At 56.9% G+C, this 24,503-nt stretch carries 23 protein-coding genes; 20 read left to right on the forward strand and 3 right to left on the reverse strand.

Annotation, left to right across the window (positions count from 1 at the left end):
• The first annotated feature begins 19 nt into the window (after positions 1–19).
• From soxX to ACR0L4_RS09470, 12 genes are all read left to right on the forward strand, one after another.
• Positions 20–496, forward strand: coding sequence for a sulfur oxidation c-type cytochrome SoxX (gene soxX / locus ACR0L4_RS09415; RefSeq protein WP_170750314.1), 477 nt, complete (start codon positions 20–22; stop codon positions 494–496).
• 46 nt (positions 497–542) lie between these two features.
• Complete coding sequence (gene soxY / locus ACR0L4_RS09420) at positions 543–959, forward strand: thiosulfate oxidation carrier protein SoxY (RefSeq protein ID WP_480512445.1); 417 nt, start codon at positions 543–545, stop codon at positions 957–959.
• Between the two features lie 36 nt (positions 960–995).
• Positions 996–1,325 (forward strand): thiosulfate oxidation carrier complex protein SoxZ, encoded by a 330-nt coding sequence (gene soxZ / locus ACR0L4_RS09425; RefSeq protein ID WP_170750316.1) that lies wholly within the window; start codon positions 996–998, stop codon positions 1,323–1,325.
• A gap of 69 nt (positions 1,326–1,394) precedes the next feature.
• Positions 1,395–2,240 (forward strand): sulfur oxidation c-type cytochrome SoxA, encoded by an 846-nt coding sequence (soxA, locus tag ACR0L4_RS09430; RefSeq protein WP_170643560.1) that lies wholly within the window; start codon positions 1,395–1,397, stop codon positions 2,238–2,240.
• A gap of 87 nt (positions 2,241–2,327) precedes the next feature.
• Complete coding sequence (gene soxB, locus ACR0L4_RS09435; RefSeq protein ID WP_480512448.1) at positions 2,328–4,025, forward strand: thiosulfohydrolase SoxB; 1,698 nt, start codon at positions 2,328–2,330, stop codon at positions 4,023–4,025.
• 25 nt (positions 4,026–4,050) lie between these two features.
• Positions 4,051–5,313, forward strand: coding sequence for a sulfite dehydrogenase (gene soxC / locus ACR0L4_RS09440; protein ID WP_170750318.1), 1,263 nt, complete (start codon positions 4,051–4,053; stop codon positions 5,311–5,313).
• Positions 5,297–6,622 carry a c-type cytochrome gene (locus tag ACR0L4_RS09445; protein WP_480512450.1) on the forward strand — a complete coding sequence of 442 codons (1,326 nt, stop codon included), beginning with the start codon at positions 5,297–5,299 and terminating at the stop codon, positions 6,620–6,622. Before soxC ends, ACR0L4_RS09445 begins: the two co-directional genes overlap by 17 nt.
• A 2-nt stretch (positions 6,623–6,624) precedes the next feature.
• Entirely contained in the window at positions 6,625–7,332 is a 708-nt protein-coding gene (locus ACR0L4_RS09450; protein WP_480512452.1) for a c-type cytochrome, read from the forward strand.
• Positions 7,333–7,356: 24 nt separating this feature from the next.
• The gene (locus ACR0L4_RS09455; protein WP_480512454.1) at positions 7,357–8,619 is read left to right on the forward strand and encodes an FCSD flavin-binding domain-containing protein; all 1,263 of its coding nucleotides are present in this window, start codon (positions 7,357–7,359) and stop codon (positions 8,617–8,619) included.
• Positions 8,620–8,688: 69 nt separating this feature from the next.
• Positions 8,689–9,123: a DUF302 domain-containing protein gene (locus ACR0L4_RS09460; protein ID WP_480512456.1), complete on the forward strand. Its 435-nt coding sequence runs from the start codon at positions 8,689–8,691 to the stop codon at positions 9,121–9,123.
• 1 nt (position 9,124) lies between these two features.
• The gene (hemA, locus tag ACR0L4_RS09465; RefSeq protein WP_480512458.1) at positions 9,125–10,348 is read left to right on the forward strand and encodes a 5-aminolevulinate synthase; all 1,224 of its coding nucleotides are present in this window, start codon (positions 9,125–9,127) and stop codon (positions 10,346–10,348) included.
• Positions 10,349–10,400: 52 nt separating this feature from the next.
• The gene (locus ACR0L4_RS09470) at positions 10,401–11,459 is read left to right on the forward strand and encodes a YeeE/YedE family protein (protein WP_480512460.1); all 1,059 of its coding nucleotides are present in this window, start codon (positions 10,401–10,403) and stop codon (positions 11,457–11,459) included.
• A gap of 1 nt (position 11,460) precedes the next feature.
• Here the strand turns inward: ACR0L4_RS09470 and ACR0L4_RS09475 are convergent, their stop codons facing one another.
• The 3 genes from ACR0L4_RS09475 to ACR0L4_RS09485 form a co-directional block, all read right to left on the reverse strand.
• A complete protein-coding gene (locus tag ACR0L4_RS09475) occupies positions 11,461–12,405 on the reverse strand; it encodes an MBL fold metallo-hydrolase (RefSeq protein WP_170750325.1) in 945 nt (314 codons plus the stop codon).
• A complete protein-coding gene (locus ACR0L4_RS09480; RefSeq protein WP_480512462.1) occupies positions 12,402–13,247 on the reverse strand; it encodes an MBL fold metallo-hydrolase in 846 nt (281 codons plus the stop codon). Before ACR0L4_RS09480 ends, ACR0L4_RS09475 begins: the two co-directional genes overlap by 4 nt.
• 242 nt (positions 13,248–13,489) lie before the next feature.
• Positions 13,490–13,912 carry a hypothetical protein gene (locus ACR0L4_RS09485; RefSeq protein WP_480512464.1) on the reverse strand — a complete coding sequence of 141 codons (423 nt, stop codon included), beginning with the start codon at positions 13,910–13,912 and terminating at the stop codon, positions 13,490–13,492.
• Positions 13,913–14,288: 376 nt separating this feature from the next.
• On the opposite strand from ACR0L4_RS09485, the gene ACR0L4_RS09490 reads away from it, so the two are divergent.
• The 8 genes from ACR0L4_RS09490 to rpsD all read left to right on the forward strand — a co-directional run bounded on the left by ACR0L4_RS09490 (position 14,289) and on the right by rpsD (position 24,390).
• Positions 14,289–14,642: a putative quinol monooxygenase gene (locus tag ACR0L4_RS09490; protein ID WP_480512466.1), complete on the forward strand. Its 354-nt coding sequence runs from the start codon at positions 14,289–14,291 to the stop codon at positions 14,640–14,642.
• A gap of 211 nt (positions 14,643–14,853) precedes the next feature.
• Positions 14,854–18,207, forward strand: a complete 3,354-nt coding sequence (locus tag ACR0L4_RS09495) for an adenylate/guanylate cyclase domain-containing protein (RefSeq protein WP_480512468.1) — start codon at positions 14,854–14,856, stop codon at positions 18,205–18,207.
• 58 nt (positions 18,208–18,265) lie between these two features.
• Complete coding sequence (locus ACR0L4_RS09500) at positions 18,266–19,207, forward strand: hypothetical protein (RefSeq protein ID WP_170750329.1); 942 nt, start codon at positions 18,266–18,268, stop codon at positions 19,205–19,207.
• Positions 19,194–19,670, forward strand: a complete 477-nt coding sequence (locus ACR0L4_RS09505; protein WP_170750330.1) for a hypothetical protein — start codon at positions 19,194–19,196, stop codon at positions 19,668–19,670. Before ACR0L4_RS09500 ends, ACR0L4_RS09505 begins: the two co-directional genes overlap by 14 nt.
• Complete coding sequence (locus tag ACR0L4_RS09510) at positions 19,667–21,571, forward strand: GMC family oxidoreductase (protein WP_480512470.1); 1,905 nt, start codon at positions 19,667–19,669, stop codon at positions 21,569–21,571. Before ACR0L4_RS09505 ends, ACR0L4_RS09510 begins: the two co-directional genes overlap by 4 nt.
• Positions 21,568–22,659, forward strand: coding sequence for a ferritin-like domain-containing protein (locus ACR0L4_RS09515; protein WP_170750332.1), 1,092 nt, complete (start codon positions 21,568–21,570; stop codon positions 22,657–22,659). The genes ACR0L4_RS09510 and ACR0L4_RS09515 overlap by 4 nt, the downstream gene beginning before the upstream one ends.
• Before the next feature lie 411 nt (positions 22,660–23,070).
• A complete protein-coding gene (locus ACR0L4_RS09520) occupies positions 23,071–23,529 on the forward strand; it encodes a hypothetical protein (protein WP_480512473.1) in 459 nt (152 codons plus the stop codon).
• 240 nt (positions 23,530–23,769) lie between these two features.
• Positions 23,770–24,390: a 30S ribosomal protein S4 gene (gene rpsD / locus ACR0L4_RS09525; protein ID WP_170750334.1), complete on the forward strand. Its 621-nt coding sequence runs from the start codon at positions 23,770–23,772 to the stop codon at positions 24,388–24,390.
• Positions 24,391–24,503 lie beyond the last annotated feature (113 nt).

The raw sequence follows: 24,503 nt of genomic DNA on the forward strand, positions 1-24,503 counted from the left end.
ATAGCAAATGGGAGGGATCATGAAGCTGAGACTCTTAACGATGATCTGCGCACTGACGGGTGGAGCCGCCTTTGCGGCTGATACAGGTCCGAAAGACGTCGCATACGACGACTATGGTGCAATCGAAGTCTCTTTGACTGGCGTTGCCGGTGATGCGGCCAACGGTGCGCTCATTGTTGGCGACAAGTCAAAAGGCAACTGCGTGGCGTGTCACGCGGTCACGGCCTTGGCGGATATTCCGTTCCATGGCGAGGTTGGCCCGATGCTGGATGGTGCCGGTGATCGCTGGTCCGAGGCCGAGCTTCGCGGGTTGGTCGCAAACGCCAAAATGACGTTTGACGGTACGGTCATGCCAGCGTTCTACAAGGATGACGGCTTCATTCGTCCGGGAGATGCCTATACGGGCAAAGCGCCAACGGCACCCTTGGCGTCGATCCTGACCGCACAGGAAATAGAGGACGTGGTCGCGTTTCTTGCGACCCTGAAAGAAGAATAGTCGCGCTTTTCAGGCGTGAACTTTCGAAGATTCAAAGGAGACGAAAATGGAACTCTCTCGCCGCGAGACTCTGGCCCTTGGGCTGGGCGCCGCGTTCCTGACAATGCTGCCGCTCCGCGCAAATGCAGCCGCCGAAGATGCCATCGCCGCGTTCACAGGTGGGGCGGATGTGGTCGATGGTGGCGTCACTCTGACGGCGCCGGAAATCGCAGAAAACGGCAACACTGTACCAATCGAAGTCAGTGCTCCGGGTGCTTCTGCAATTCTGATCGTGGCCGCAGGCAACCCCGAACCGGGCGTTGCAACATTCAATTTCGGCCCGCTGGCTGCTCAGCAATCCGCTTCAACCCGTATCCGTCTTGCCGGGACGCAGGATGTCATTGCCGTGGCCAAGATGGCAGATGGCAGCTTCGCCCAGGTATCCGCGACCGTAAAAGTGACAATCGGCGGCTGCGGCGGCTGATCGCCACGCGCGCCTCGAAGAACAGGAGATTAACCCATGGCATCCGGTGTAAAACCCCGCGTCAAGGTTCCAAAGACAGCCGCAGCTGGTGAAACCATCACGATCAAGACTTTGATCAGCCACAAGATGGAAAGCGGTCAGCGCAAGGACAAAGAAGGCAACGCCATCCCGCGTTCGATCATCAACCGTTTCACTTGCGAGTTTAACGGTGAATTGGTTGTTGATGTGACGATGGAGCCCGCGATTTCAACCAATCCGTACTTCCAGTTCGAAGCAACCGTGCCCGAGGCCGGTGAATTCGTCTTCACCTGGTACGATGACGACGGCTCTGTCTATGACGAGACAAAATCGATCGAGATCGCCTGACGGCTCGACCGCTAAGGCAGATCAGCGCTGGCCTGAACGCTGGCGCTGATCCACCAAGGGAGGAACGCAATGAATACCAAGGCACTTACGGCGATCGCGGCCGTTCTGGCTTTCCCAGTGGCAGCGCTGGCCGGACCAGACGAAGACAATCTTGTGATCAATGACGAGCTTGAGATGACGTCGGTCACCGAAGCACCGGCGCATCTCGAAAACTTCGACACGATTTATTCGGGTTGGCACTTTCGCACGGATGAAACCCAAGCGCTGCAGATCGATGATTTTGACAACCCGGCCATGATCTTCGTCGATCAGGCTGCGGACCTTTTCGAAACTGTTGACGGTGCTGCGGGTGAAAGTTGTGCCTCATGCCATGAGGGCGTGGAAAGCTTTGAAGGGCTGCAGGCGTCCATGCCCAAGGTCGATGCCGCAAGTGGCAAGTTGGTGGTCATGGAAGATCTGATCAACGCCTGCCGAACCGACCGTATGGAAGCCGAGCCCTGGAAGTGGTCCGGAGCAGACATGCAGGCGATGGTTGCTCTGATCGGCCTGCAGTCACGCGGGATGCCGATGAATGTCGCGATTGACGGCGATGCCGCACCGTACTGGGAGCAGGGCAAAGAGATGTACTATACCCGCTACGGTCAGCTGGAACTCAGCTGTGCCAATTGTCACGAAGACAATTGGGGCAACATGATCCGGGCGGACCACCTGAGCCAGGGCATGATCAACGGGTTCCCGACCTATCGCCTGAAACAGGCCAAGTTGATCTCGCGGCACAACCGGTTCCGCGGCTGTATTCGTGACACCCGGGCGGAAACTTTCGCCGAAGGTTCAGACGAGTTCCGTGCATTGGAGCTGTACGTAGCCTCGCGGGGCAACGGACTTTCCGTCGAAACTCCGGCTGTGCGCCAATAACAACTGACCCGTGTGGGCGATGCCTCGCACGGGTTTTTCACGGAATTAACATTCACACATTTATATGTGTTACAAGAGAGCTGGTAGATGATTTCTAGACGTGACTTCCTACAGGTTTCAATGGCAGCTTCGGCGCTGTACGGAGCGTCCGGGTTTGGCAACTGGGCCAGAGTTGCAGCGCAACAAAGTCTGACGCAGGATCAGCTGCTGGAGTTCGAGACCTTTGGCAATATCAGCCTGATTCATGTCACCGACATTCACGCGCAACTCAAACCGATTTTCTTCCGCGAGCCCGAGATCAACCTTGGCATTGGCGATGCGCGCGGACAGATGCCACATGTCACGGGGGCCGCATTCCGCAAGGCGTACGGGATCGAAGACGGCAGCCCTTCTGCCTATGCATTGACCTACACGGATTTCGCGGCGCTTGCGAAGACCTATGGACGGGTCGGCGGCCTTGACCGGGTTTCGACCGTGATAAACGCCATTCGCGCGGACCGCCCTGACGCCCTGCTGTTGGACGGAGGCGACACCTGGCACGGGTCATACACCTGTTATCAGACGGCGGGTCAGGACATGGTCAACGTCATGAACGCGCTGAAGCCCGATGCGATGACGTTCCATTGGGAGTTCACGTTGGGCAGCGAGCGCGTGAATGAAATCGTCGAAGGTTTGCCCTTTGCCGCGCTGGGCCAGAACATCTTTGACGCCGAATGGGACGAGCCTGCCGAGTTGTTCAAGCCCTATAAGTTCTTTGATCGGGGCGGCTCAAAGGTCGCTGTCATCGGGCAGGCGTTTCCCTACATGCCCATCGCTAATCCCGGTTGGATGTTCCCCGAATACTCATTCGGTATCCGCGATGAGAATATGCAGGCCATGGTCGATGAGGTGCGCGCCGCCGGTGCCGACGTCGTCGTCGTCCTCAGCCATAACGGTTTTGATGTCGACAAGAAAATGGCGGGCCGGGTTCAGGGGATCGACGTGATTCTCAGCGGCCACACCCATGATGCGCTGCCGGAACCCGTTCTGGTGGGCAAGACGCATATCATCGCGTCTGGCTCGAACGGCAAGTTCGTCAGCCGCGTGGATCTGGATGTGCGGGATGGACAGATGATGGGGCTGAAGCACAAGCTGATACCGATCTTCTCAGACGTCATTGCACCCGATCCCGCAATCACTGCGCTGATCAGTGAACAGCGCGCACCATATGAGGCGGCGCTGAGTGAAGTGATCGGTAAAACGGACTCGTTGCTGTACCGCCGCGGCAACTTTAACGGCACTTGGGACGACCTGATCTGTGATGCCCTGATCAAGGAGCGCGAGGCAGATATAGCAATGTCGCCTGGCGTGCGGTGGGGTCCGTCGATCCTGCCGGGGCAGGAGATCACGCGCGAGGATATCTGGAACGTCACCTCGATGTCCTACCCAAATGCGTATCGCACTGAAATGACAGGCGAATTCATCCACGTCATTCTCGAAGATGTCGGCGACAACCTGTTCAACCCTGATCCCTACTACCAGCAGGGTGGCGACATGGTCCGCGTCGGTGGGCTTGGCTACCGTATCGACGTCACCAAGCCACAAGGGCAACGGATCAGCGAAATGACCCTGCTCAAAACGGGCGAAGCAATTGATCCGTCGAAAACCTATGTCGTGGCCGGTTGGGCCAGCGTCAACGAAGGCACCGAAGGTCCCCCGATCTGGGATGTCGTCGAAAACCACATTCGCAATCTCGGCACCGTCACGGTGCAAGAGAACACCAGCGTCGATGTCATCGGCGCTTAAGAAACAGTTGGAGACCTAAAGAGATATGGATGACGCGTTCAAACCGTCCCGTCGGGCCTTCCTGAAAGGCAGCGCCGCGGTTGCGGCAGGCTCAGTCGCCGGTGCGGCTGCGGCAGATACGCCCGACCCCCTGATAACCGAGCTTCAGGATTGGGCGTCCTACACGGGCGCAGGTGTTGATGAGTCGCCGTATGGGATGCCGATCAGCTTTGAATCCCATGTCGTGCGCCGAAATGTGGAGTGGCTGACCGCCTCTCCGATCTCGTCGATCAACTTTACGCCGATCCATGCGCTGGACGGCACGATCACGCCTCAGGGGTGCGCCTTTGAACGACACCATTCAGGCGCGATCGAGCTGCGCAAGGAAGACTATCGTCTGATGATCAACGGGCTGGTCGATCGCCCACTTGTCTTTACTTATGACGATATCGAGCGTTTCCCGCGCGAAAACCATGTGTATTTCTGCGAATGCGCAGCAAATACAGGAATGGAGTGGGCCGGTGCGCAACTCAATGGCGTTCAATTTACGCACGGCATGATCCACAACATGGAGTATACCGGTGTTCCGCTGCGAACGTTGTTGCAAGAAGCAGGGGCCGATATCTCATCCGACAAATGGGTCTATGTCGAGGGCGCGGATGCGTCTTCCAATGGCCGCTCCATCCCGATGGAAAAAGCGCTGGATGACGTGTTGGTGGCCTTCAAGGCGAATGGTGAGGCACTGAGGATGGAACATGGCTATCCTGTCCGTCTGGTCGTGCCCGGCTGGGAAGGCAACATGTGGGTCAAATGGTTGCGCCGGATCGAGGTCGTAGACATGGCCGTGGAAAGCCGCGAAGAAACCTCGAAGTACACCGATGTTTACGAAGATGGCACCGCCCAGAAATGGACCTGGGTGATGGACGCGAAATCCGTCATCACCTCACCCAGTCCGCAAATGCCGATCAAGCATGGACCGGGCCCACTGGTCATTTCCGGTCTTGCATGGTCGGGGCACGGCCAGATCACCCGGGTCGATGTGTCCAAGGATGGTGGCATCACTTGGGAGACCGCGCGCCTTGGCAAGCAGGGCGACAGCAAGGCTTTGACGCGTTTCTATCTCGACACGAACTGGGACGGAGCACCAATGCTTTTGCAGGCTCGGGCGATGGACGAGACCGGCTATGTGCAGCCCACCAAAGACCAGCTGCGCGAAAAGCGCGGAGAGAATTCGGTCTATCACAACAACTGTATCCAGACTTGGTACGTGAGCGCAGAAGGGATCGCTGAGAATGTCGAAGTCTCTTAGTCAGGTTTTCCTGCCCGTATTTGGGGGCACGGCGTTGGTGCTTGCCGTCGCGGTTGTTGTCGCGAACCGGAATTACGGCCAGTCGCAGATAGAAACGCTGGAAACCCGGATCGGTCAGGTTGAGGCGCATGCGGCAACGGCCAAGGACAATGCGCAAACCGAAGCCAGCCGGGCAGCTGAACTGGAGCTCAAAGTTGCAGAAATTCAGGCTGCGGCAGCAGAACGGGTCGCACATGGTACCAACTTGACCGCACCCGCGCCCAGAAGCGACGGCACTTATGGGCTTGGGCGGACGGCACTAGACGAAGAAATCGCCGCCTGGGACGTCGACGTCCTGCCTGACGGGCGTGGCTTGCCAGCAGGGTCGGGCGATGTATGGACCGGAGAAGAGGTATTTGTTGACCGCTGCGCATCATGTCACGGCGAATTTGCCGAAGGTGCCGACAACTGGCCCGTTTTGGCGGGTGGATTCGATACGCTTGCAGACGATGATCCTGTGAAAACCGTAGGTTCCTATTGGCCACATCTGTCAACGGCGTGGGATTACATTTCCCGCTCAATGCCTTTTGGTGAGGCAGGCACCCTGACAGCAGATGAGACCTACGCCATTGTGGCATACATCCTGTATTCCAACGATCTGGTGGATGATGATTTCGAGCTGAACAACGAAAACTTTGCCGATTTCGAGATGTATAACATGAACGGTTTCGTCGTCGATGTGCGCCCCGAGACCGAATACCCTGAATGGAGCAACGAGCCTTGCATGGAAAATTGCAAGGCAGAGGCCGTGGTCACCATGCGCTCGGTCTTTCTTGTTGAAACGCCGCCCGAAGGTGGGTCGAACTCGGTCATGAATGATGCCAGTGCGGATGAGTTGCCCTCCTTCACGGCAGACGGCCCTTCATTCATTCCAACCACCGCACCGAAGCCACAAGAAGAAGCCGCGGCGACACCGGCTGTTCAGGAAACCTCAGAGGCTGACGATACTGCGCCTTTGGTTGCTGCAGGAGAGAAAGTCTTCAAGAAATGCAAGGCCTGTCACCAGGTGGGTGAAGGTGCGAAGCACAGCACAGGGCCCGCATTGAACGGGGTTATCGGAGCCCATGCGGGATCAGTCGAAGGGTTCAAATACTCCAACGCCATGCAGGCCGCTGCTGACGCAGGCCTTGTCTGGACCGAGGAAGAAATGGCCGCCTTTCTTGCAAAACCCAAGGCATACATGAAAGGCACACGTATGTCTTTTGCAGGCCTTAAAAAGCAGGACGATATCGAAGCTGTGATCGTCTATCTTAAGATGTTTGGCAGTTGACCATGCGGCGGCCGGGTGTGTTGACGTGCGCTTTGGTTTGTGGGGTTCTCGCCTCTCCAACCTATGCCACAGAAGACCTCGGCGATGCCGAAGCCGGCAAAGCGGTGTTCGGTAAATGCAAGGGCTGTCATCAAGTCGGTGAAGGGGCTGAAAACACGATCGGCCCGCATCTGAATGGCGTCTTTGGGCGCAAGGCCGCCGGTCTTGACGGTTTCAACTATTCCAAGAGCCTTGCACGTGCAGGCAATTCGGGTCTGGAATGGCATGCTGATACTCTGTCCGCGTATATTGAAAATCCGCGCGCCTTTGCGTCCGGTACACGGATGAGTTTTCGTGGCCTGAAAGACCCGGAAGACCGGGCAAATGTGATCGCCTATTTACGGGTGTTTTCCGACAATCCTCGGGACATTCCCGAAGCCGATCCAACGGCGAGGGGTACGGATCATTCTATCGACCCGGCGATTCTGGCGATCCAGGGAGATCCGGAATACGGCGCATACCTCAGCAGCGAATGTACAACCTGCCACCAGATCGAAGGGGGCGATGAGGGCATCCCGTCCATCGTGTACTGGCCTGATGAGGATTTTGTGGTCGCCATGCACGCCTATAAGGACAAACAGCGGCCGCATCCCGTTATGCAGATGATAGCGGGTCGGCTGAGCAATGACGAAATCGCAGCATTGGCTGCCTACTTCAACAGTCCAGAGTGACAATGCCTAAGGGGAGGAAACGCTATGACATTCAATAGACGCACATTTCTGGGAACCGCCGGGGCAATTGCGGCGGGGCTATCGGCTCCGATGGTGCTGGCGCAAGGCAGGCCGCGGGTCGTGGTCGTCGGAGGCGGCGCAGGCGGTGCCACGGCCGCGCGCTATATCGCAAAAGACAGCAAAGGCGAGATCGATGTAATCCTGATCGAGCCGTCCCGAACATACTATACCTGTTTCTTCTCGAACCTGTATCTGGGAGGGTTTCAGGAACTTTCCGATATCGCCCACAGCTATGGAACGCTGGCTGCGAACTACGGCGTCAACGTGGTTCACGACTGGGCCGTCGGTGTTGATCGCGACGCCAAGACCGTGTCCTTGGCGGGTGGTGGATCTGTTCCTTATGACAAACTCATCCTGAGCCCGGGTATCGATTTCGTCGATGGCGCAGTCGAAGGCTGGGATGTCTCAGCCCAAAACAAGATGCCGCACGCCTACAAGGCCGGGTCCCAGACCGAGCTGCTCAAGGCACAGATCATGGCGATGCCCGAGGGCGGAACTTTTGCGATGGTCGCCCCGCCAAATCCGTTCCGGTGCCCGCCCGGACCCTATGAGCGGGTTTCGATGGTGGCGCATGTTCTGAAGGCAAACAATCCGACGGCCAAGATCATTGTTGCCGATCCAAAACCGAAGTTTTCCAAGATGTCGCTGTTTCAGGAAGGTTGGGCCAACCACTACGAAGGCATGGTTGACTGGATCGGAGAGGATTTCGGCGGTGGCAACGTCTCGGTGAACCCGGACGCGATGACAGTGACCATCGATGGGGAGGAGACCAAGGTCGATGTCTGCAACGTTATCCCTGCGATGAAGGCCGGGCGTATTGCGGAAATGGCTGGCGTGACGGATGGCAATTGGGCACCGGTGAACGCGGCTGACATGTCCTCGAAGGCTGACCCGGATATCCATGTCCTTGGCGATGCCAGCCAGCAGGGTGACATGCCGAAATCAGGCTTTTCTGCCAACAGCCAGGCGAAGGTCTGTGCAAATGCCGTTCGTGGCGCGTTGACCGGGTCCAAAGTGTTCCCGGCCAAATTCTCGAACACGTGCTGGTCGCTCATCGACACGGACGATGGTGTGAAGGTTGGCGCAACCTACGAGGCAACGCCCGAGAAAATCGCCAAAGTGGACGGCTTTATCAGCCAGACTGGCGAAGACGCCGACCTGCGGAAGGCAACCTACCAAGAGTCTCTGGGTTGGTACGCGGGTATCACGTCCGACATGTTTGGGTAAGGAACTTTTGGGGGGGCAGAGCCCCCCCAAACAAACTTGAAAAAGCGGTTCACGAGGAGCACCAAGATCATGAAACTTTCCATTGCAACGGCTGTGTTTTCTGCTGTTTTGGCAAGCCATGCGATTGCCGAAGAGGTCATTGCCGTGCCCTTTGACGGCAGCTTTGATGACGCCACATTTGCTGTCGAGTCCGCGATCGTCGGGCAGGGGTTGGTCATCGACTATGTGAGCCACGTTGGCGAAATGCTGAACCGGACTGGCGCTGATGTCGGCAGCGACAAACAGATATTCGCGGCCGCCGATATCTTCATCTTTTGCTCGGCAAAAGTCTCGCGCGAGGTGATGGAGGCCGATCCGATGAACATCGGCTATTGCCCGTACGGCATATTCGTGGCCGAGGACGACAGCGGCGTCAAAGTTGGCTATCGTAGCTATCCCGACGGTGCGATGGAGAAAGTAGAGGCATTGCTGGCAGGTATCGTCGAAGAGGCCGTTGGGAATTGAGATGAACTACCAGCAGTATTTTCGTGACCAGCTGAACCAGCTGCAAGAGGACGGAAACTACCGGATTTTCGCGGACCTCGAACGGCAATGTGGCGCGTTTCCGACGGCGCGCAGCTACGTGGAAAACGGCCCCGAAAACGTGACGGTCTGGTGCTCGAATGACTATCTTGGGATGGGTCAGCATCCTGATGTGCTTGCGGCCATGCACGAGGCGATCGACACCAGCGGCGCCGGGGCTGGAGGCACGCGGAATATCTCGGGAACGACCCACCAGCATGTTCTGCTGGAACAAGAGCTTGCGGATCTTCACGGCAAGGATGCGGCGTTGCTGTTCACCTCCGGCTATGTGTCGAATTGGGCGGCGCTGGGAACCCTGGCGTCTCGAATTCCCGGTATCACAGTTCTGTCGGACGAGTTGAATCACGCGTCGATGATCGAAGGCATCCGTCACAGCCGCTGTCACAAGCGGATTTGGAAGCACAATGATCTTGCGGACCTTGAACGGCACCTTGCTGACCTGCCTGCCAAGGCGCCCAAACTCATTGCATTCGAAAGCGTCTATTCCATGGATGGTGACATCGCACCGATTGCCGAGATCTGTGATCTGGCAGATCGCTATGGCGCGATGACCTACCTGGATGAGGTGCATGCCGTGGGCCTGTACGGCCCATCCGGCGGTGGTATTGCTGAGCGCGAAGGCCTGATGGATCGCCTGACCGTGATCGAAGGAACCTTGGGCAAAGCCTTCGGTGTCGTCGGCGGATACATCGCGGCCTCGCACGAACTTGTCGACTTTGTCCGCTCCTTTGCCAGCGGGTTTATCTTTACTACAGCGTTGCCTCCGGCCGTGGCTGCGGGTGCGGCGGCCTCGGTTCGGCATCTCAAGCGCAGTCGTGCAGAACGAGATTTGCACCAGCAGCGTGTGCGTGAGGTTCGAGACAGGCTGGACGATCTGGGAATTCCCCATACACCGAACCCAAGCCACATCATCCCGGTCACGGTTGGTGATCCGGTCAAATGCCGTTTCATCTCGGATGTGCTGATGCGTGACTATGGGATTTACATCCAGCCCATCAACTATCCGACCGTTCCCAAGGGCACAGAACGTCTAAGGATCACACCGTCACCCGTGCATTCTCCCGAAGATGTGGACCGATTAATATCTGCGTTGGGTGAGCTTTGGACACAATGCAAATTGGCGCGACATCCTTTGGCTGCGCAATGACAACTTGACCGAAGACAAGGACGCAAACGCTGGAAAGTGAGAGTTTCTGTTCATGGAAAAGCTCATCGATCTGCTGGGAGACCCGGGCGCCTTGGCATTTGCCGGAGTGCTCATCGGAATCCTGTTCGGTGTGACCGCTCAGAAATCTCATTTTTGCTTGCGCGCGTCGACCATCGAGGTCGCCGAAGGAGAGCTTGGCCCCCGTCTGGCAGTGTGGCTGATCGCCTTTACTACGGCGCTCACGCTGGTACAGGCGCTTGTCTCATTGGAATGGCTGGACCTGTCCGAGACGCGCGCGATTGCGTCAACGGGTAGCTTGAGCGGCGCGATAATCGGTGGGGCGATGTTCGGTATTGGCATGGTTCTGGCGCGCGGATGCGCGTCCCGCCTGCTGGTCTTGGCCTCCTGTGGCAACCTGCGCGCGTTGGTGACCGGGTTGGTCTTGACCTTGGTGGCGCAGGCGGCGTTCACAGGCGTTCTGAGCCCCGCGCGCGAGATGCTGTCTGGTCTCTGGACTGTCTCGGGCGGCGCGGCGCGTGATCTTTCAGACATCCTTGGCTTTTCGCCAGTGGCTTATACCGCTGTAGCAGCCTCAGGTTTACTCTTGGCAATTCTGTTTGCGGCTTATCGGGATGTTACGCCCCTGAGGATCGTGTCAGCCGCAGGCGTTGGCGTGGCGGTGGCACTTGGCTGGTTGATGACCTTTGCGATTGCGCAGGCCTCGTTTGAAGTTGTGCCGGTGTCTTCGGTCACGTTTACCGGCCCGGCCACGGATACACTGATGGCGTTGGTTGCAGAGCGAAACGTTGCTTTGTCTTTTGGTATCGGTCTGGTTCCGGGCGTTGCAATCGGTGCCGCAGGATCGGCCATATTGGCCGGAGAGTGGCGGATCGAACGGTTTGGTCCGGATACCCCAATGGAACGCTACCTCGTCGGGGCGGTTCTCATGGGGTTTGGAGCAATGCTGGCAGGAGGTTGCGCCGTAGGCGCCGGGCTGTCTGGCGGGTCCGCTCTGTCTTTAACCGCCTGGCTTGCTGTCTTCTTCATGTGGGTTGGTGCGATCATCACGCATAGGGTATTGATGCGAATGCCAGTTCCGCAATTTTCCTGAGTTACTCGAACTCCATTTGCTCGAATACGCGACCGGCATTTTTGGTTGCCAGTTCTTCGAACGTATCCAGATGGGCATAGGGGGACTGGTCGACATAGTAGGCCTCGGCCAGATCGCCACCCGCGTCCATATGGGCCTGAATTTTACTGCGTAGGTAGATAAGGTAGTCGCGTGTATAGCGGCGCACCTGTTCCATGTTTGTCGGATGACCATGTCCGGGGATGACATAGGTGGCACCTAAAGCCTCGAACTCGCTATCCCAGGTTTCAAGCCAATCGGCTGTATAGGTCTCTTGAAAGATCGGCAGCATACGTTCGTGAAACGCCATGTCACCAGCGATGACAAGGCGTTGGTTCGGCAGCCAGATCGAGATATCGCCGGGGCTGTGGGCAGGTCCGAGGTATTTCGCCTCGATCCGGAACTCGCCCATCTCAACCACGTATTCATCTTCGAATGTCTCGGTTGGGCCAGCCAGGAAGGTTCCGTCTGCCTTGTCCCGATTGTATCGCTGCATCCCGTCCAGAATTTGGGGGCCATATTCCTCGAATTCAGCCGCAGCATCCGTATGGGCGATGATTGGAACGCCAAGTTCTGACCAGTAGGCGTTGCCAAGCATCGCATGCCCCTGACCATTCTCGTTGAAGACAAGCCTGACCGGCTGGTCCGTGATCGCCTGAATTTCCTTGTGCAGCGCCTGCGCCAGCACATAGGCGGCACCACCATTCACAACTATGACCCCCTCACCGGTCACGATGAAACTGAGGTTGTTGTTGTGCCCAGAGTTTTCATAAGTGGGCGGCGCAGTCGCGCCAATGGCGGAATAGACGCCGGGAATGTATTCGACCGGTTTGGAATACAGCACGCTTTGCGGGTATTGGTCTGAAATATCTTCGCTTGCCCAAGCTGGTGTGGCCAGGGCTAGGGCAATCACGAACGATCGCATCATGAAGGCTCTCCAATAAATCTGTATGCAGACCCGGCCTTTTCGACCCGGCCAATTCCACCATTCGGCAGGTGGAAACCAATGACTTTCATGTGCTGTTGAGAAATCTGATCCAGCAGTGAATTTCGCGTTATTGCTGCGGTTTGGGGGTCCTGATCCGTGCCGCTGTGCCAATCGGGACGCTCAAAAGCCACGTGCGGATTCCCCAGCGCGTCGCCGACCACCATGACCGAGTCGCTGCCATTGCGTATTTCAAAGGCCATATGGCCGGGGGTGTGTCCAAAACTTGCGCGGGCGGCGATACCGGGAAGGATCTCTTGCCCGTCATCAAAGAACGCAACCTGATCCTCGATCGCTTCCATACGCCGTTTTGCGCCTACAGCGAAAGCCGCTCGATCTTCTCCTATCGTCTCAACCGTTGATGGGTTCCACCAATAGTCCCATTCGTCGCGGCCAAAGTGATGCGTAGCGTTGGGAAACAGCAGATCACCGAAATCATCCAACACACCCCAGATGTGATCGGGGTGCGCATGAGTAAAGATGACCTGGGTGACATCTTCGGGCGACAGGCCAAGAGTATCCAGCGTTTCTGATAGCTTGCCGGAAGTCGGCATGAAATCGGGGCCTGCGCCGACATCGAACAGAACCGTGTTTTCGGCGTCTTGGTAGAGCGCCACGTTGCATTCTGGCTCGTACTTTGTTGCGTCCGTGTTATTGCGGGTTAGAAGCTGCTCGAGTTCTTCCTGAGGCATTGACCCAAAAACCATGTCGGGTGGCAAGGACAGGTACCCATCTGACAGTGTTGCAACCCGAGCCGAAGGACCCAGCTGAAGCTCAGCAAGCACGCTTCTGGTTTGGACACCAAGTGCCGCGAGGCATGTGGCGTGATACAAGAACGTGCGTCGTGAAAATCGGTTTCCCATCATATACAATCAATAAAATGAATATTTTAATTTGTAAATGACGAAAGACGTATCAGTTCCGCTGAAAACGATCTTGTTTCAACGATTGTCCCATGTCCTGAACGCTCAAGACCTAGTAACCACTCGCCCGGACTATGGATGGCCGCATCTCGGTGTCGGTGGTTTTAGTATTCCGTTCTCTTTGCCCTAACATTGCAGGCCAGTTTGATCACACGCTTGTCGCCAGACCGGATACAGCTTGCCGGGCTTTCTCCTCCAAGCTCGGTCTTGGTTGACGTCATCCAAAAGGCGCGCTGCCATGGTGTCATGTCGTTTGGCAGTGCGTTCAAAACTTCTTCCATCAACGGAAACGGTGTTCCATCCTCAGAAAACTGAAAAGATGGATATGCGTCGCCAAATTCATATGGAACAGCGAAAATCTTCCCGGTTCGCTTCCAGATGTCACCAATCCGGGTGACGTGCCATGTCCCTTTTTTCCACTGCGCATGCACTGCGGCAATGTCCAGCAATTGGTGTTTCCGGGCAAATTCATCCTTCTGGATGTCGGCGACCGAGCAAAAGGGCTCTTTCAGTTTTGCTAAATACATCTGCTAAACACGATACTAACTAAAAAACACGAGTTCTATTATTGCCAGAATTCCATTTTAGCGGAAGTGAAATTATTCACACTTGACGAAATAGGAGTACGCTCAGCTGGTTTTATCGCGCCAAGTCATTGAATTTGCGAACATTAAGGGTGACTCAGTCAGGGTCACCGTTGCCCGCAAGCAAGGCGTGATACCTTTGCAGATCATCACCAAGACTCACCGGGTGATGCGTTGGACCGCCCCCTTACGTGGATGTTTTCACGGTTCAGGTGTATAAATGAATACACAATTGATTTTCAGGATTGATGCCGCGCTGGTTTGACAGTGCACCCGCCGCGTCGATCAGTTTCGGCGACATTTAGAAAGGAGTGCCAAAATGTACAGCACAATAGCGACTTGGTTTCTAAAGCCGGGCAGCGAGGCGGAGGGGATTGCCGCACTAAGGCAGTTGGCCATCGATGTCGAAGAAAATGAGCAGGACACATGGGGGTATCTCGTTCACACGGGGGCGCAAGGATCTGCGCCGCCCTGTAGCGAAGGAACCATTGTGTTTGTCGAGATCTACAAAGACTACAAGGCGTTTCTGGATCACCTGAATGGTCCGGTGTTTACGGCGTTCTCGAAGGAGTACGGGCATCTCTTTCAGCCCATTCCCGGGCAAGACAAACCGTTTGTTCAGGTCGAAAATGTCGACCGCATACAGGGTTTTGTTCGGCCCGAGGCCACTTGATCGGGCGCAGGTCTGACTTTTTGACGACCCCGACGGCACAGACGCAGTCCCAATTCGGTGCTTCTGCAGCGCTCAAATCATCCTTTGGGATGGCCACAACGCCCCCGGGAATTGGTAGGCGACGAACCGCCGATAATGTGCTAGGAACGAATGTGTAGTTTTTTATTGGTTTCAGTTATCGCGCAATTTCCAGCGCTTAGGGGCAGCCAGATTGGGAAGTCCGAATATTAATTGCCAGGAGTGCGGTTCGGCGAATCCGGTCGGATCAAACTTTTGCCACAGCTGTGGAAGTGCGCTGACCCTTGTCTGCGGCTCGTGCGGTGTTGCTGCGATGGCAAATGCACGGTTTTGTACGGCCTGTGGCTTGGCTTTGTCCGGTTCAGCTGTGACAGGGGCACCGCCTGCCAGTCCGGTTCCTGAACCTCATGCACCCCCCAAGGACGCACCCGAAGATGTTGCCGAGCGCCGCCAACTGACTGTGATGTTTTGCGATCTGGTTGGATCGACGGCACTTTCCCAGAGGCTGGATCCCGAAGACTACCGCGAGTTGATCACACAGTATCGCGACCTCGTCGGTCAAACTGTCACCAATTTTGGCGGAGAGATCGCGAATTACGCAGGTGACGGCGTGGTCGCGATCTTCGGCTATCCGATCGCGCAGGAAGCAAGCCACTATTCGGCGGCGCTGTGTGCGCTTGAGATTGTGGGTACAGCACGGGATCTGGACGTGGGACTGGGAGCCAAATCGGTCTCGACAAACGTGCGGATAGGCATCCACACCGGCCCGGTCGTGGTCGGTACTGCCGCAAGCGCATCGGTCAACGAAAAAGTATGGCTGTTTGGGGACACACCAAACGTCGCCGCGCGCATTCAGTCCGCCGCAGACGTAGGCGAGGTGGTGGTGTCCGAAGTCACGCGACGGCTGATCGGAGAGCGTCTGGACTTCACCTCAATCGGAAGTCCGCCCTTGGCCGGTGTCAGTGCCCCAATGCAACTGTACCGGGTGAAGCCTAAGGTTTCGGGCTTTGACGCCGGGCGCCGGGATTTCTCGCATGATCCGACACCGACGATCGGGCGGACCGCTGAAATCGCGCTGGTTCGATCCAGATGGGATGGGGCGTTGGATGGCGAAGGGCAGGTCCTGTTGCTGACCGGCGATGCAGGTGTTGGAAAATCCAAGATTGCCTTTGGTTTGAAAGATGAGCTGACGAGCGAGGAATCGACACAGTTCATCCTGTTTGGCTCTCCGTTGCATCAAAGCAGTGTCTTTTTCCCGATCAAGAACGCTCTGACGACACTGGCCGGAATGTCACCCAGCGCCGCGCCCGAGGAAAGCCGGGGCAAGGTGCTGGATTTCCTGACCGATCTTGATTTGGATCCCGAGACCTGCGCCGCGCCGATATTGCGACTGATGGGGTTGGAGGACAGCACCTCTCTGGTCGCGCCGATGGCGCCCGAGCGCGAGAAAGGGGCCCTGATTGAGGCTCTGTTGCAACTTTGCGCGGGTCTTGAGCATCGGCATCCGCTGTTGCTGCTTCTGGACGATGTGCATTGGTTCGATGCCTCGACACTGGAATTTGTCAATGGCTGGATCGAACAGGTGGCAAACCGGAAATGCCTGATCCTGATGACCGCCCGAACCGAATTCCAGTCACCCTGGAGAAACCAGTCGCATGTCACAAGCCTGGAACTGAACCGTCTGGTGCGCCGCGACATTTACAAACTGGTCGAAAGCATATCGGGCGTCCGGCCCTCGGAAGAGGTCCTGAGTCAGTTGGCGGATCGCACCGATGGCGTGCCGCTCTTTGTTGAAGAGCTGACCAAAATGGCGATGGAATCAGGTCTTCTGGTCAGCCGCGGCCAAAGCCAGGCCGAGTTGTCCATGGCAATTCCTGAATCCTTGCAGGATTCATTGATGGCACGACTGGATCGGTTGTCGGCCAGCCGCGAAATTGTTCAGGTCGCCGCAGCAATCGGGCGGAACTTTGAGCGAAAACTGCTGTCGGAAGTTCTGGATTGGAGCGACCGCGATATCTCGGATGCACTGAGCCAACTTTTGGAAACCGAGTTGATTGTTCCGGCAGGGCAACCCGGTGCCGAAGATACCTATCGCTTCCGCCATGCCTTGGTGCAGGACGCGGCGTATCAGTCAATGCTGCGCTCGACCGCATCCAGATGGCACGGCCAGATCGCGGAGGTGCTTGAGGAGAAATACACCGAAACCGTCGCGCGCGAGCCCGAGATTCTGGGCCATCACTATTGGCGCGCGGGAAACTACTCTTCTGCCGAGGTCAAATTGATGAGCGCCGCGCGTCAGGCGCTGGACCATTCTGCCAATGTCGAAGCGATCACGCATTTGAAGCATGCGCTGGAATGCTTGCAAGAGTTGCCGCCTTCGCAGGATCGGGACCGACGCGAGATTGACTTGCAGATCATGATCGCCGTGCCACTGGCGTTTGTGCGGGGCTATGCGCACAAATCGGTTCTGTCCGCCTATGCGCGGGCGCAGGCCCTGTGCCGTGAATACGGCGAAACCGAGCGGCTGTTCAAGGTGGTCTATGGCCAGTTCCGGTCAACGATGCTGGGCGGGGAATACGCGATCTCAAAGGACAACGCGGACAGGTTGGTGTCCTTGTGCGAGGATCTCAGCAGCCCTCTGGTTCTGGTTTCGGCGGAACGTTCGCATGGGGCTTTGCAAACCTACCTGGGCCACCCGTTGGATGCGTTGAAACATCTGGATGCAGGAATTGCGGTCAACCTGTCGATCGAGCATCGGTTCATGGGTCTGGACTACGACGTCGTTGATCTGGCGGTTGCACTTCAGGGCTATCACGCCCTGTCGAGTTGGCTGTCTGGCGACGAAGCCCGCGCCTTGAAAGCCATCGACGCGGCTTTGGTCCACGCCGAGGAAACGGCCCATCCCTTCAGCCAGTCTTTTGCAAACGCTTTTCTGGGATGGATTTCTCAGTTTCGGGGCGATGAAGCAACGGTTCAGGACAGTTCGGCCACGCTGATTGCGTTGTCGGAAGAGTATTCGTTCCAGTTCTGGCGGGGCTGGGCACGCGTGATGAACGGTTGGGCACGTCGCAACTCGGATGGTGAGAAATCTCTGGACGATATCGCATTGGGCCTGCGTGAATGGCGTGACACCGGTTGCCGGTTGGGGCTCAGCTATTTCCTGTGTCTGTATGCGGATGCGGCGATTCTGCACGACCGTCTGGATCTGGCCAAAGAGCTGCTGGACGAGGCCGACCAGTTTGCCGAGGACAGTGGTGAAAAGTTCTGGATCGTGGGCCTGACCTGCCTGCGCGGACGGCTGGCGTTGGCTCATGGTGAGGACAGCGTCGGGATCGGTCATTTGAAGGACGCCGCCATGGTGGCGCTGGATCTTGGACATTACGGCCCGCTTCTGCATGTGATCCGCGAGTTGTCAGATCTCAAAATATCCTCGGAGTGCCTGAGCGCGGTGGCCAAGGCTGTGGCCGCCGTCGAGGCGGATGCACCTGCTCTGGTCGAAGCAAGAGCCATTTTGAACAACCAAAAAACTGCAGTGCCGGAGGCATAATCGGACGGAAACTGAAAATCATTGAACTGTCAAAGCCAGTGCGGGAGGACACAGCCAAATGACAAAGAAAAAGAACAAGAATAGCGGGTGCCATCAGACGGATGTCACCGGCGTCATGCCAAAACTGCCAAAGCAATTTGATACCTTCCCGTTTTATTACGCCTCGCTGCAATGCCAATGGATGTACTGGTACACCTCGATCGAAGTGGCGAAACAGTTCGTCAAGGGGACCGGTCTGTGTGTCGCCGAATTCCCGGATGAAAACGGCGAGAACAAAGCTGTCATCCTGCTGAACTTTCAGCGCTACACCGCACATTACGACAACTCTCTGGGCTTCGTGAACGAGGTCGAGTTCAACCTGTTGGCCTATCCGTCTAACCGCGTGCCGGGCGTACCGAAAATGACCTTGGCCGAGTACCTCTATGGCCGGGATCAAACCAAGACGATCGGTCACTTGCGGGTCCATGTCGCCGCCGACAACGCGATGGCCGTCAAGGCTGGGCGGCAGGCCTTTGGTGAGCCCAAGTTTCTTGGAAAGTTCAACTACAAGGTTCCGTCTCTGAACGCCAAGATGAAAGGGCACCCGCCGATTTCCCCCAAGAAGTGGTGGATCCAACTGGTCAACCCAGACGATCCTCAGACCATCGTCTATGATCTGACGGCTGATCTTGGAAAACTGAAGGGCGATCACTGGACCCTGACCAACTGCACCCCGATCCCCGAATTCGCAACCGGGCTGGGCCGCACCGTATGGACCCGCTGGACCATCTCTGGCCTGTTTGAAACCGCGATGCTGACCACGAAGGAAGGCAAACGCATCGCGAAAGGCTTTAAACTGAAGCTGGGCACCAATGATTTTCCGATGACCCGCGACATGCGCAAGCTGTTCACGGACATGACGCCCGTTGCAGTTCAGGTCTTTGAAAGCCCCCCCGCCTGTTTCGAACCGCGCGGGTTTTACGTAGACGCCATTGATGGGGACCGCCATGAGCACGCATGATGACACCCCCGACTATCAGGCCTTTCTGACCGTCAGCGCCGCCCTGACGGGCTACAGCAGCGCCGAACTGCAAGGTACCGGATGCGCCGCCGAATACTGGCATCAGTTTCGGCAGGTTCTGCCCGCAGATATCCTCAAAGAGTTCCTGTCTCATGCCCGCTCACTGGGCAAGACGGACGATGACCGGATTATCCGTCAGGATTACCTGTCGGACAGATGCCTTGGGCCAGTCTCGCGCACGTTGATTCAGCTTTGGTACACCGGCCAATGGGTGCCGCTGTCACAGGAATGGCGTGAAAGCTATGGGGCATCGCGGTTCGACGTGGTCAAGATCATCTCGACCCGGTCGTACAAGGAAGGACTGGTCTGGGACGCCATTGGTGCGCACCCTCAAGGGGCCAAGCAACAGGGTTTCGGGGCGTGGAGCCTTGAACCCCCGAAACAGCGGGGGGTTGGCAAATGAGCGCGATTACAGATGACGACGAGACCTATGATGTGGTGATCGTTGGAGCCGGATTTGCCGGTGGTATCCTGGCGAAAGAATTGGTCTCTGCTGGGCATTCGGTGCTGATACTCGAAGCCGGGGAAGATCACGGCAAAACCTGGGAGACATATCGCTCTTATCTGGATCAGTACTACCTGTCGCTGGCCAAGACGCCAAACTCGCCCTATCCGAACCTGCCAACGGTTCCGTCGCCTTCGGTTCTCGACATCACGGCCGTGCGGGGCACCGAACCCGATACAAACGGATATTTTGTGCAACGGGGCCCGCTGCCCTTTGGCAGCAATTATCTGATGGCGTTTGGGGGGACGTCTCTGCATTGGCTTGGCACAAGCCTGCGGATGATGCCCGCGGATTTCGAGATGCAAAGCCGGTTCGGTCAGGGGGTCGACTGGCCGTTTGGCTATCAGGACCTGCGTGCAGATTACGAACGGGCCGAGTGGGAGATCGGCGTCTCAGCGGATGCCGACGAACAGACGCCCAAGGCGCTGGGAATTCGCACCTCGGGACCACATGACAACAAAGGGTATTTTGCAAAGGACTATGACTTCCCGATGCATTCGATCCCATCTTCTTATGTGGATGGGTTCTTTGCCAAAGCGGACGGGATGCCCATCGAAATCGGTGAGGATGCAAGCGACGCGGTTCAGCTCAAGGTATCACGCACACCGCAGGGGCGCAATTCGACCCCGCGCCGACCGAAAAGTGCCAACGGTATCCGGGTTGGCGGCAAGTCGCGGCAGCAGTTCCGCCCGCGTGGTTCGACCGGACCGTTTGCCTTTATGGGCCAGCGGTGCGAAGGCAACTCGAGCTGCATTCCCATCTGCCCGATTCAGGCCAAATACAACGCGATGAAAACGCTGGAGGATGCCAAGCACAAAGCCAAGCATCGGATGAAGACGCTCACGCAGGCTATCGCCTCAAAGGTCGAACTGGCCGAAAGCGGGCGCGTATCCGGCATCGTCTACAAAAAATACCCGTTCCCCGGTGTGCCCCAGTACGAATTGCGTCGCGCCAAGGGCAAGCAATATGTGTTGGCTGGCGGTGCGGTGGAAAACGTCACTTTGGCGCTGGCGTCTGGGATCTGCAGCACCAGCGACGAGCTGGGCCGCAACCTGATGGATCATCCGTACATGATGACATGGGGTGCAGCACCCGAGCCCGTAGGGCCGTTTCGCGGCCCGGGATCGACCTCGAGCTACGCCAATTTCAGGGATGGTACGTTCCGAGACAAAACTGCGGCTTTCCGGCTGGAGATCGGCAATTGGGGCTGGAACTTTGCCGCAGGCGCGCCGAATTCGGACGTGGCGCGGCTGGTCGAGCAGGACAACCTCTATGGTACGGCCCTGCGCGACAAGCTGTATCATGATGTCCAGCGGCAAGTCAGGCTTGGTACTCTGGTCGAGCAACTGCCTAAGTCGACGAACCGGGTGACCATCGACCCCGCTTACCGCACGCCAATGGGCGAATACCGCCCGGTGATCAGCTATGATCTGGACGACTATTCACGTGCCGGGCTGGCGGCGGCCAATGACACCTGCGCGCAGATTTTCCAGCGCTTGGGCATCAGGAACCACACGTCCTACAGCCCGTCGGATGCGGGGTACTTCACCTATGACGGCAAGGGGTACACCTTCTTCGGGGCGGGCCATTTGGTAGGAACGCACCGCATCGGGACGGACAAGCACAACTCGGTCACCAATGACGAGATGCGGGCTTGGGATCACGACAATCTCTGGCTTGTTGGTGCAGGATCTATGCCAACAATCGCGACATCGAACCCGACGCTGACGCTGTCGGCGATGGCTTACAGAGCCGCCAGAGCCATTCAAAAGGCGGTTCGGACAGGGGGTGCGAAATGAGCGCGAATAAAAAACTGGAAGAAACCCGCAAAACGCTCTGCACGCATCTGCAACAAGCATTGATGTTGGAACTGTCCACCATCCCGCCTTACGCGACTGCTTGCTATTCCATTCTGGAACAGGGGCAATATGACCGGTCTGAACCGACCATCGTCAACGCCGAGCCGATCGAGGTGATCCGCCAGGTCATGGTCGAGGAAATGCTGCATATGGTTCTTGCAGCGAACGTGATGAATGCGATTGGGGGGAAACCGCAGCTGAACAATCCCGATCTGCTTCCGACATACCCTTCTGAATTGCTGGATGGGGCCGGACCCGAGGTGCGATTGCGCCGGTTCTCGCCCAAACAGGTCAAGAGTTTCCGCAAGATCGAAACCGCGCCTAAAGATACGCGCAAAGCCTTGAAAGGACACTATCACACCATTGGCGGCTTCTACGCCTATGTCCGAAAACTGTTGGAAGACGCGTGCAAGGAATTCGGCGACAAGGAGATTTTCATAGGTGACCCCAAGCGGCAGATAACCAATGACGACTATTTCGGCGCAGGCGGCGAGGTCATCGAGATTACCGGGACACCCGCGCAGCGCCGCAAGGCAGCACTCGAAGCGATCGATGAAATCGTGGAAGAGGGTGAAGGCAGTGATTTGGGTGGCCGGGCAGGGGACGGAGATACCATTCCCGGACCAGCACACCACGAAGACGTTGCGCATTATTTCAAGTTCAACGAAATCCTGCACAGCCGCTATTACCACCCGGATGATTTGGCGACAGACCCGCCCACCGGGGACGACCTGATCGTCGATTGGAGTGCGGTTTCGCCCATGAAGGACGATCCCTGCGAAGACAACTATAAATCGGCACCTGAAATTGCCGCCATCTCGGCCGAATTCAACGCCGCATGGACAGGTTTGCTGGATGGCCTGAACAGCGCCTTCAACGAGGATAAATCCGCTTTGCGCGACCTTGTTCCCACGATGTACACGATCAAATCGTTGGCTCAGAAATTGATGCGCATCCCCTTGCCGGACGGATCAGGTGAAACTGCCGGACCGACCTGGACCTATCTGTCTTCGTCCTCAAAAACCTGATCTCGGTACTATGCATCTGGGCCGAGCTCAGGTGCGCAAGTGCTATGATAAACGGGACAGTCCCGGCCATTGTTCTTGCCGGGATTTGTTTCAGTCGGATCGCAATCGGGGTCTTGGCTGTGTTTTTTGAGGAGTTTTGCAAAATCTGTGCATTTCTTAACCTTATGTTTACCTAGGTAGGGCACTGATAGGCGTGTTCGCCGTAAGGCCCGGTAACGAAATAGGTTTCTTGGCTGGGGCGACACCAGTGTTGCCGGAATGATGATCTGCCGCGCCTGACGGCGGCACCTTTACTGATTCCGTTTGGCAACAATCTCGTGATTGCTGCAATTCTGTCTCTTTTCCGCCGAAATCCATCCTGATAAAGATCATTGAGTAAGTGGTGGGGTGTTGAAAGGTGCGAGCAGGCAGATGAGAGCCGGGTATAACGGTCGTGTAGCCATTTCTTGGAAACAAACAGAGCTTGACGGGCTTGAGGTTGCGCCTCTGGCCTTTTTGGTCGTTGGTGCAGCGTGGTCCTGGCGGGGTCAGGCCTTGATGTTGAGCGACGTTGCAGAGCAAAGCCTTGAACAGGCGGGAAATGCAGGGTCTGGGGTTGGCCGAACCACTGAGGTGTTCGCGGTGGTGCGGGATATTACCGGGGACTACGGCGGTAGCATTGTTTTGACCAATGGCGCGCAGAGCTTCAAGGCGGACCTGATCGTCGTGGCGGACGAACCCGCACCAACTTTGGTGTTTGAAAACGGATACCCGCCTCGGGATCAGGACTTTTGGATCAGCGAGTTGAACCAGGTCGAAGCACAGCCCGATGTGCAACTTCGACCGACAGCGAAAGTGGTCGCGTTTCCGGGTCAATCGCATCTTTCCTGAAGCGACGAAGCGATCAAACTATCCTGTAGGATTTCAACGAGACCGCTTTCCCGGTTTTTTTGACTAAAGCTCTGTATGCGCGTTGGTGGCTGTTGACTCTGGCATTTTCACGGATATAAGCGCGGCTTCATTGGTGTTGGTGGCCCCCGCAAGGGGATGCCTGTCATGGGGGAAACCTCAAGAGGACAACGCCCTTCATAGTGGCCCAAGCGGGCCCCGACTTTTAGAAGGAGATCAGCCGTGACCAAACGCACGTCTGCCAAGTACAAAATCGACCGCCGGATGGGCGAAAACATCTGGGGTCGTCCGAAATCCCCGGTCAACCGTCGCGAATACGGCCCCGGCCAGCACGGCCAGCGCCGCAAGGGCAAACTGTCGGACTTCGGTCTGCAGCTTCGTGCTAAGCAGAAGCTGAAAGGCTACTACGGCGACCTGACCGAAAAGCAATTCCGCCGCATCTATGCCGAAGCTGTGCGTGTGAACGGCGATACCGGTGAAAACCTGATCGGCCTGCTGGAGCGTCGCCTGGACGCTGTTGTCTACCGCGCCAAATTCGTTGCGACAGTATTTGCGGCACGCCAGTTCGTGAACCACGGCCACGTCAAAGTGAACGGCAAGCGGGTCAACATCCCCAGCTATCGTGTCAAAGAAGGCGACGTGATCGAAGTGCGCGACAAGTCCAAGCAACTGGCTGTTGTTCTGGAAGCGGCTTCTCTGGCCGAACGTGACGTGCCTGACTACATTGACGCGGATCACTCGAAAATGACCGCGACCTTCGTGCGCGCGCCGGGCCTGAGCGATGTGCCTTACCCGGTCGTGATGGAACCAAACCTGGTCGTGGAATTCTACGCGAAGAACTAATCTTCGCCGATGGATCAAATTCAAAGGGCCGCGCAGTTCTGCGCGGTCTTTTTTGTTTGGGGGGCTCTGCCCCCATCGCGGCAAGCCGCGATCCCCCCGGGATATTTTGGGCC

Source organism: Ruegeria sp. AB5, from assembly GCF_056542645.1.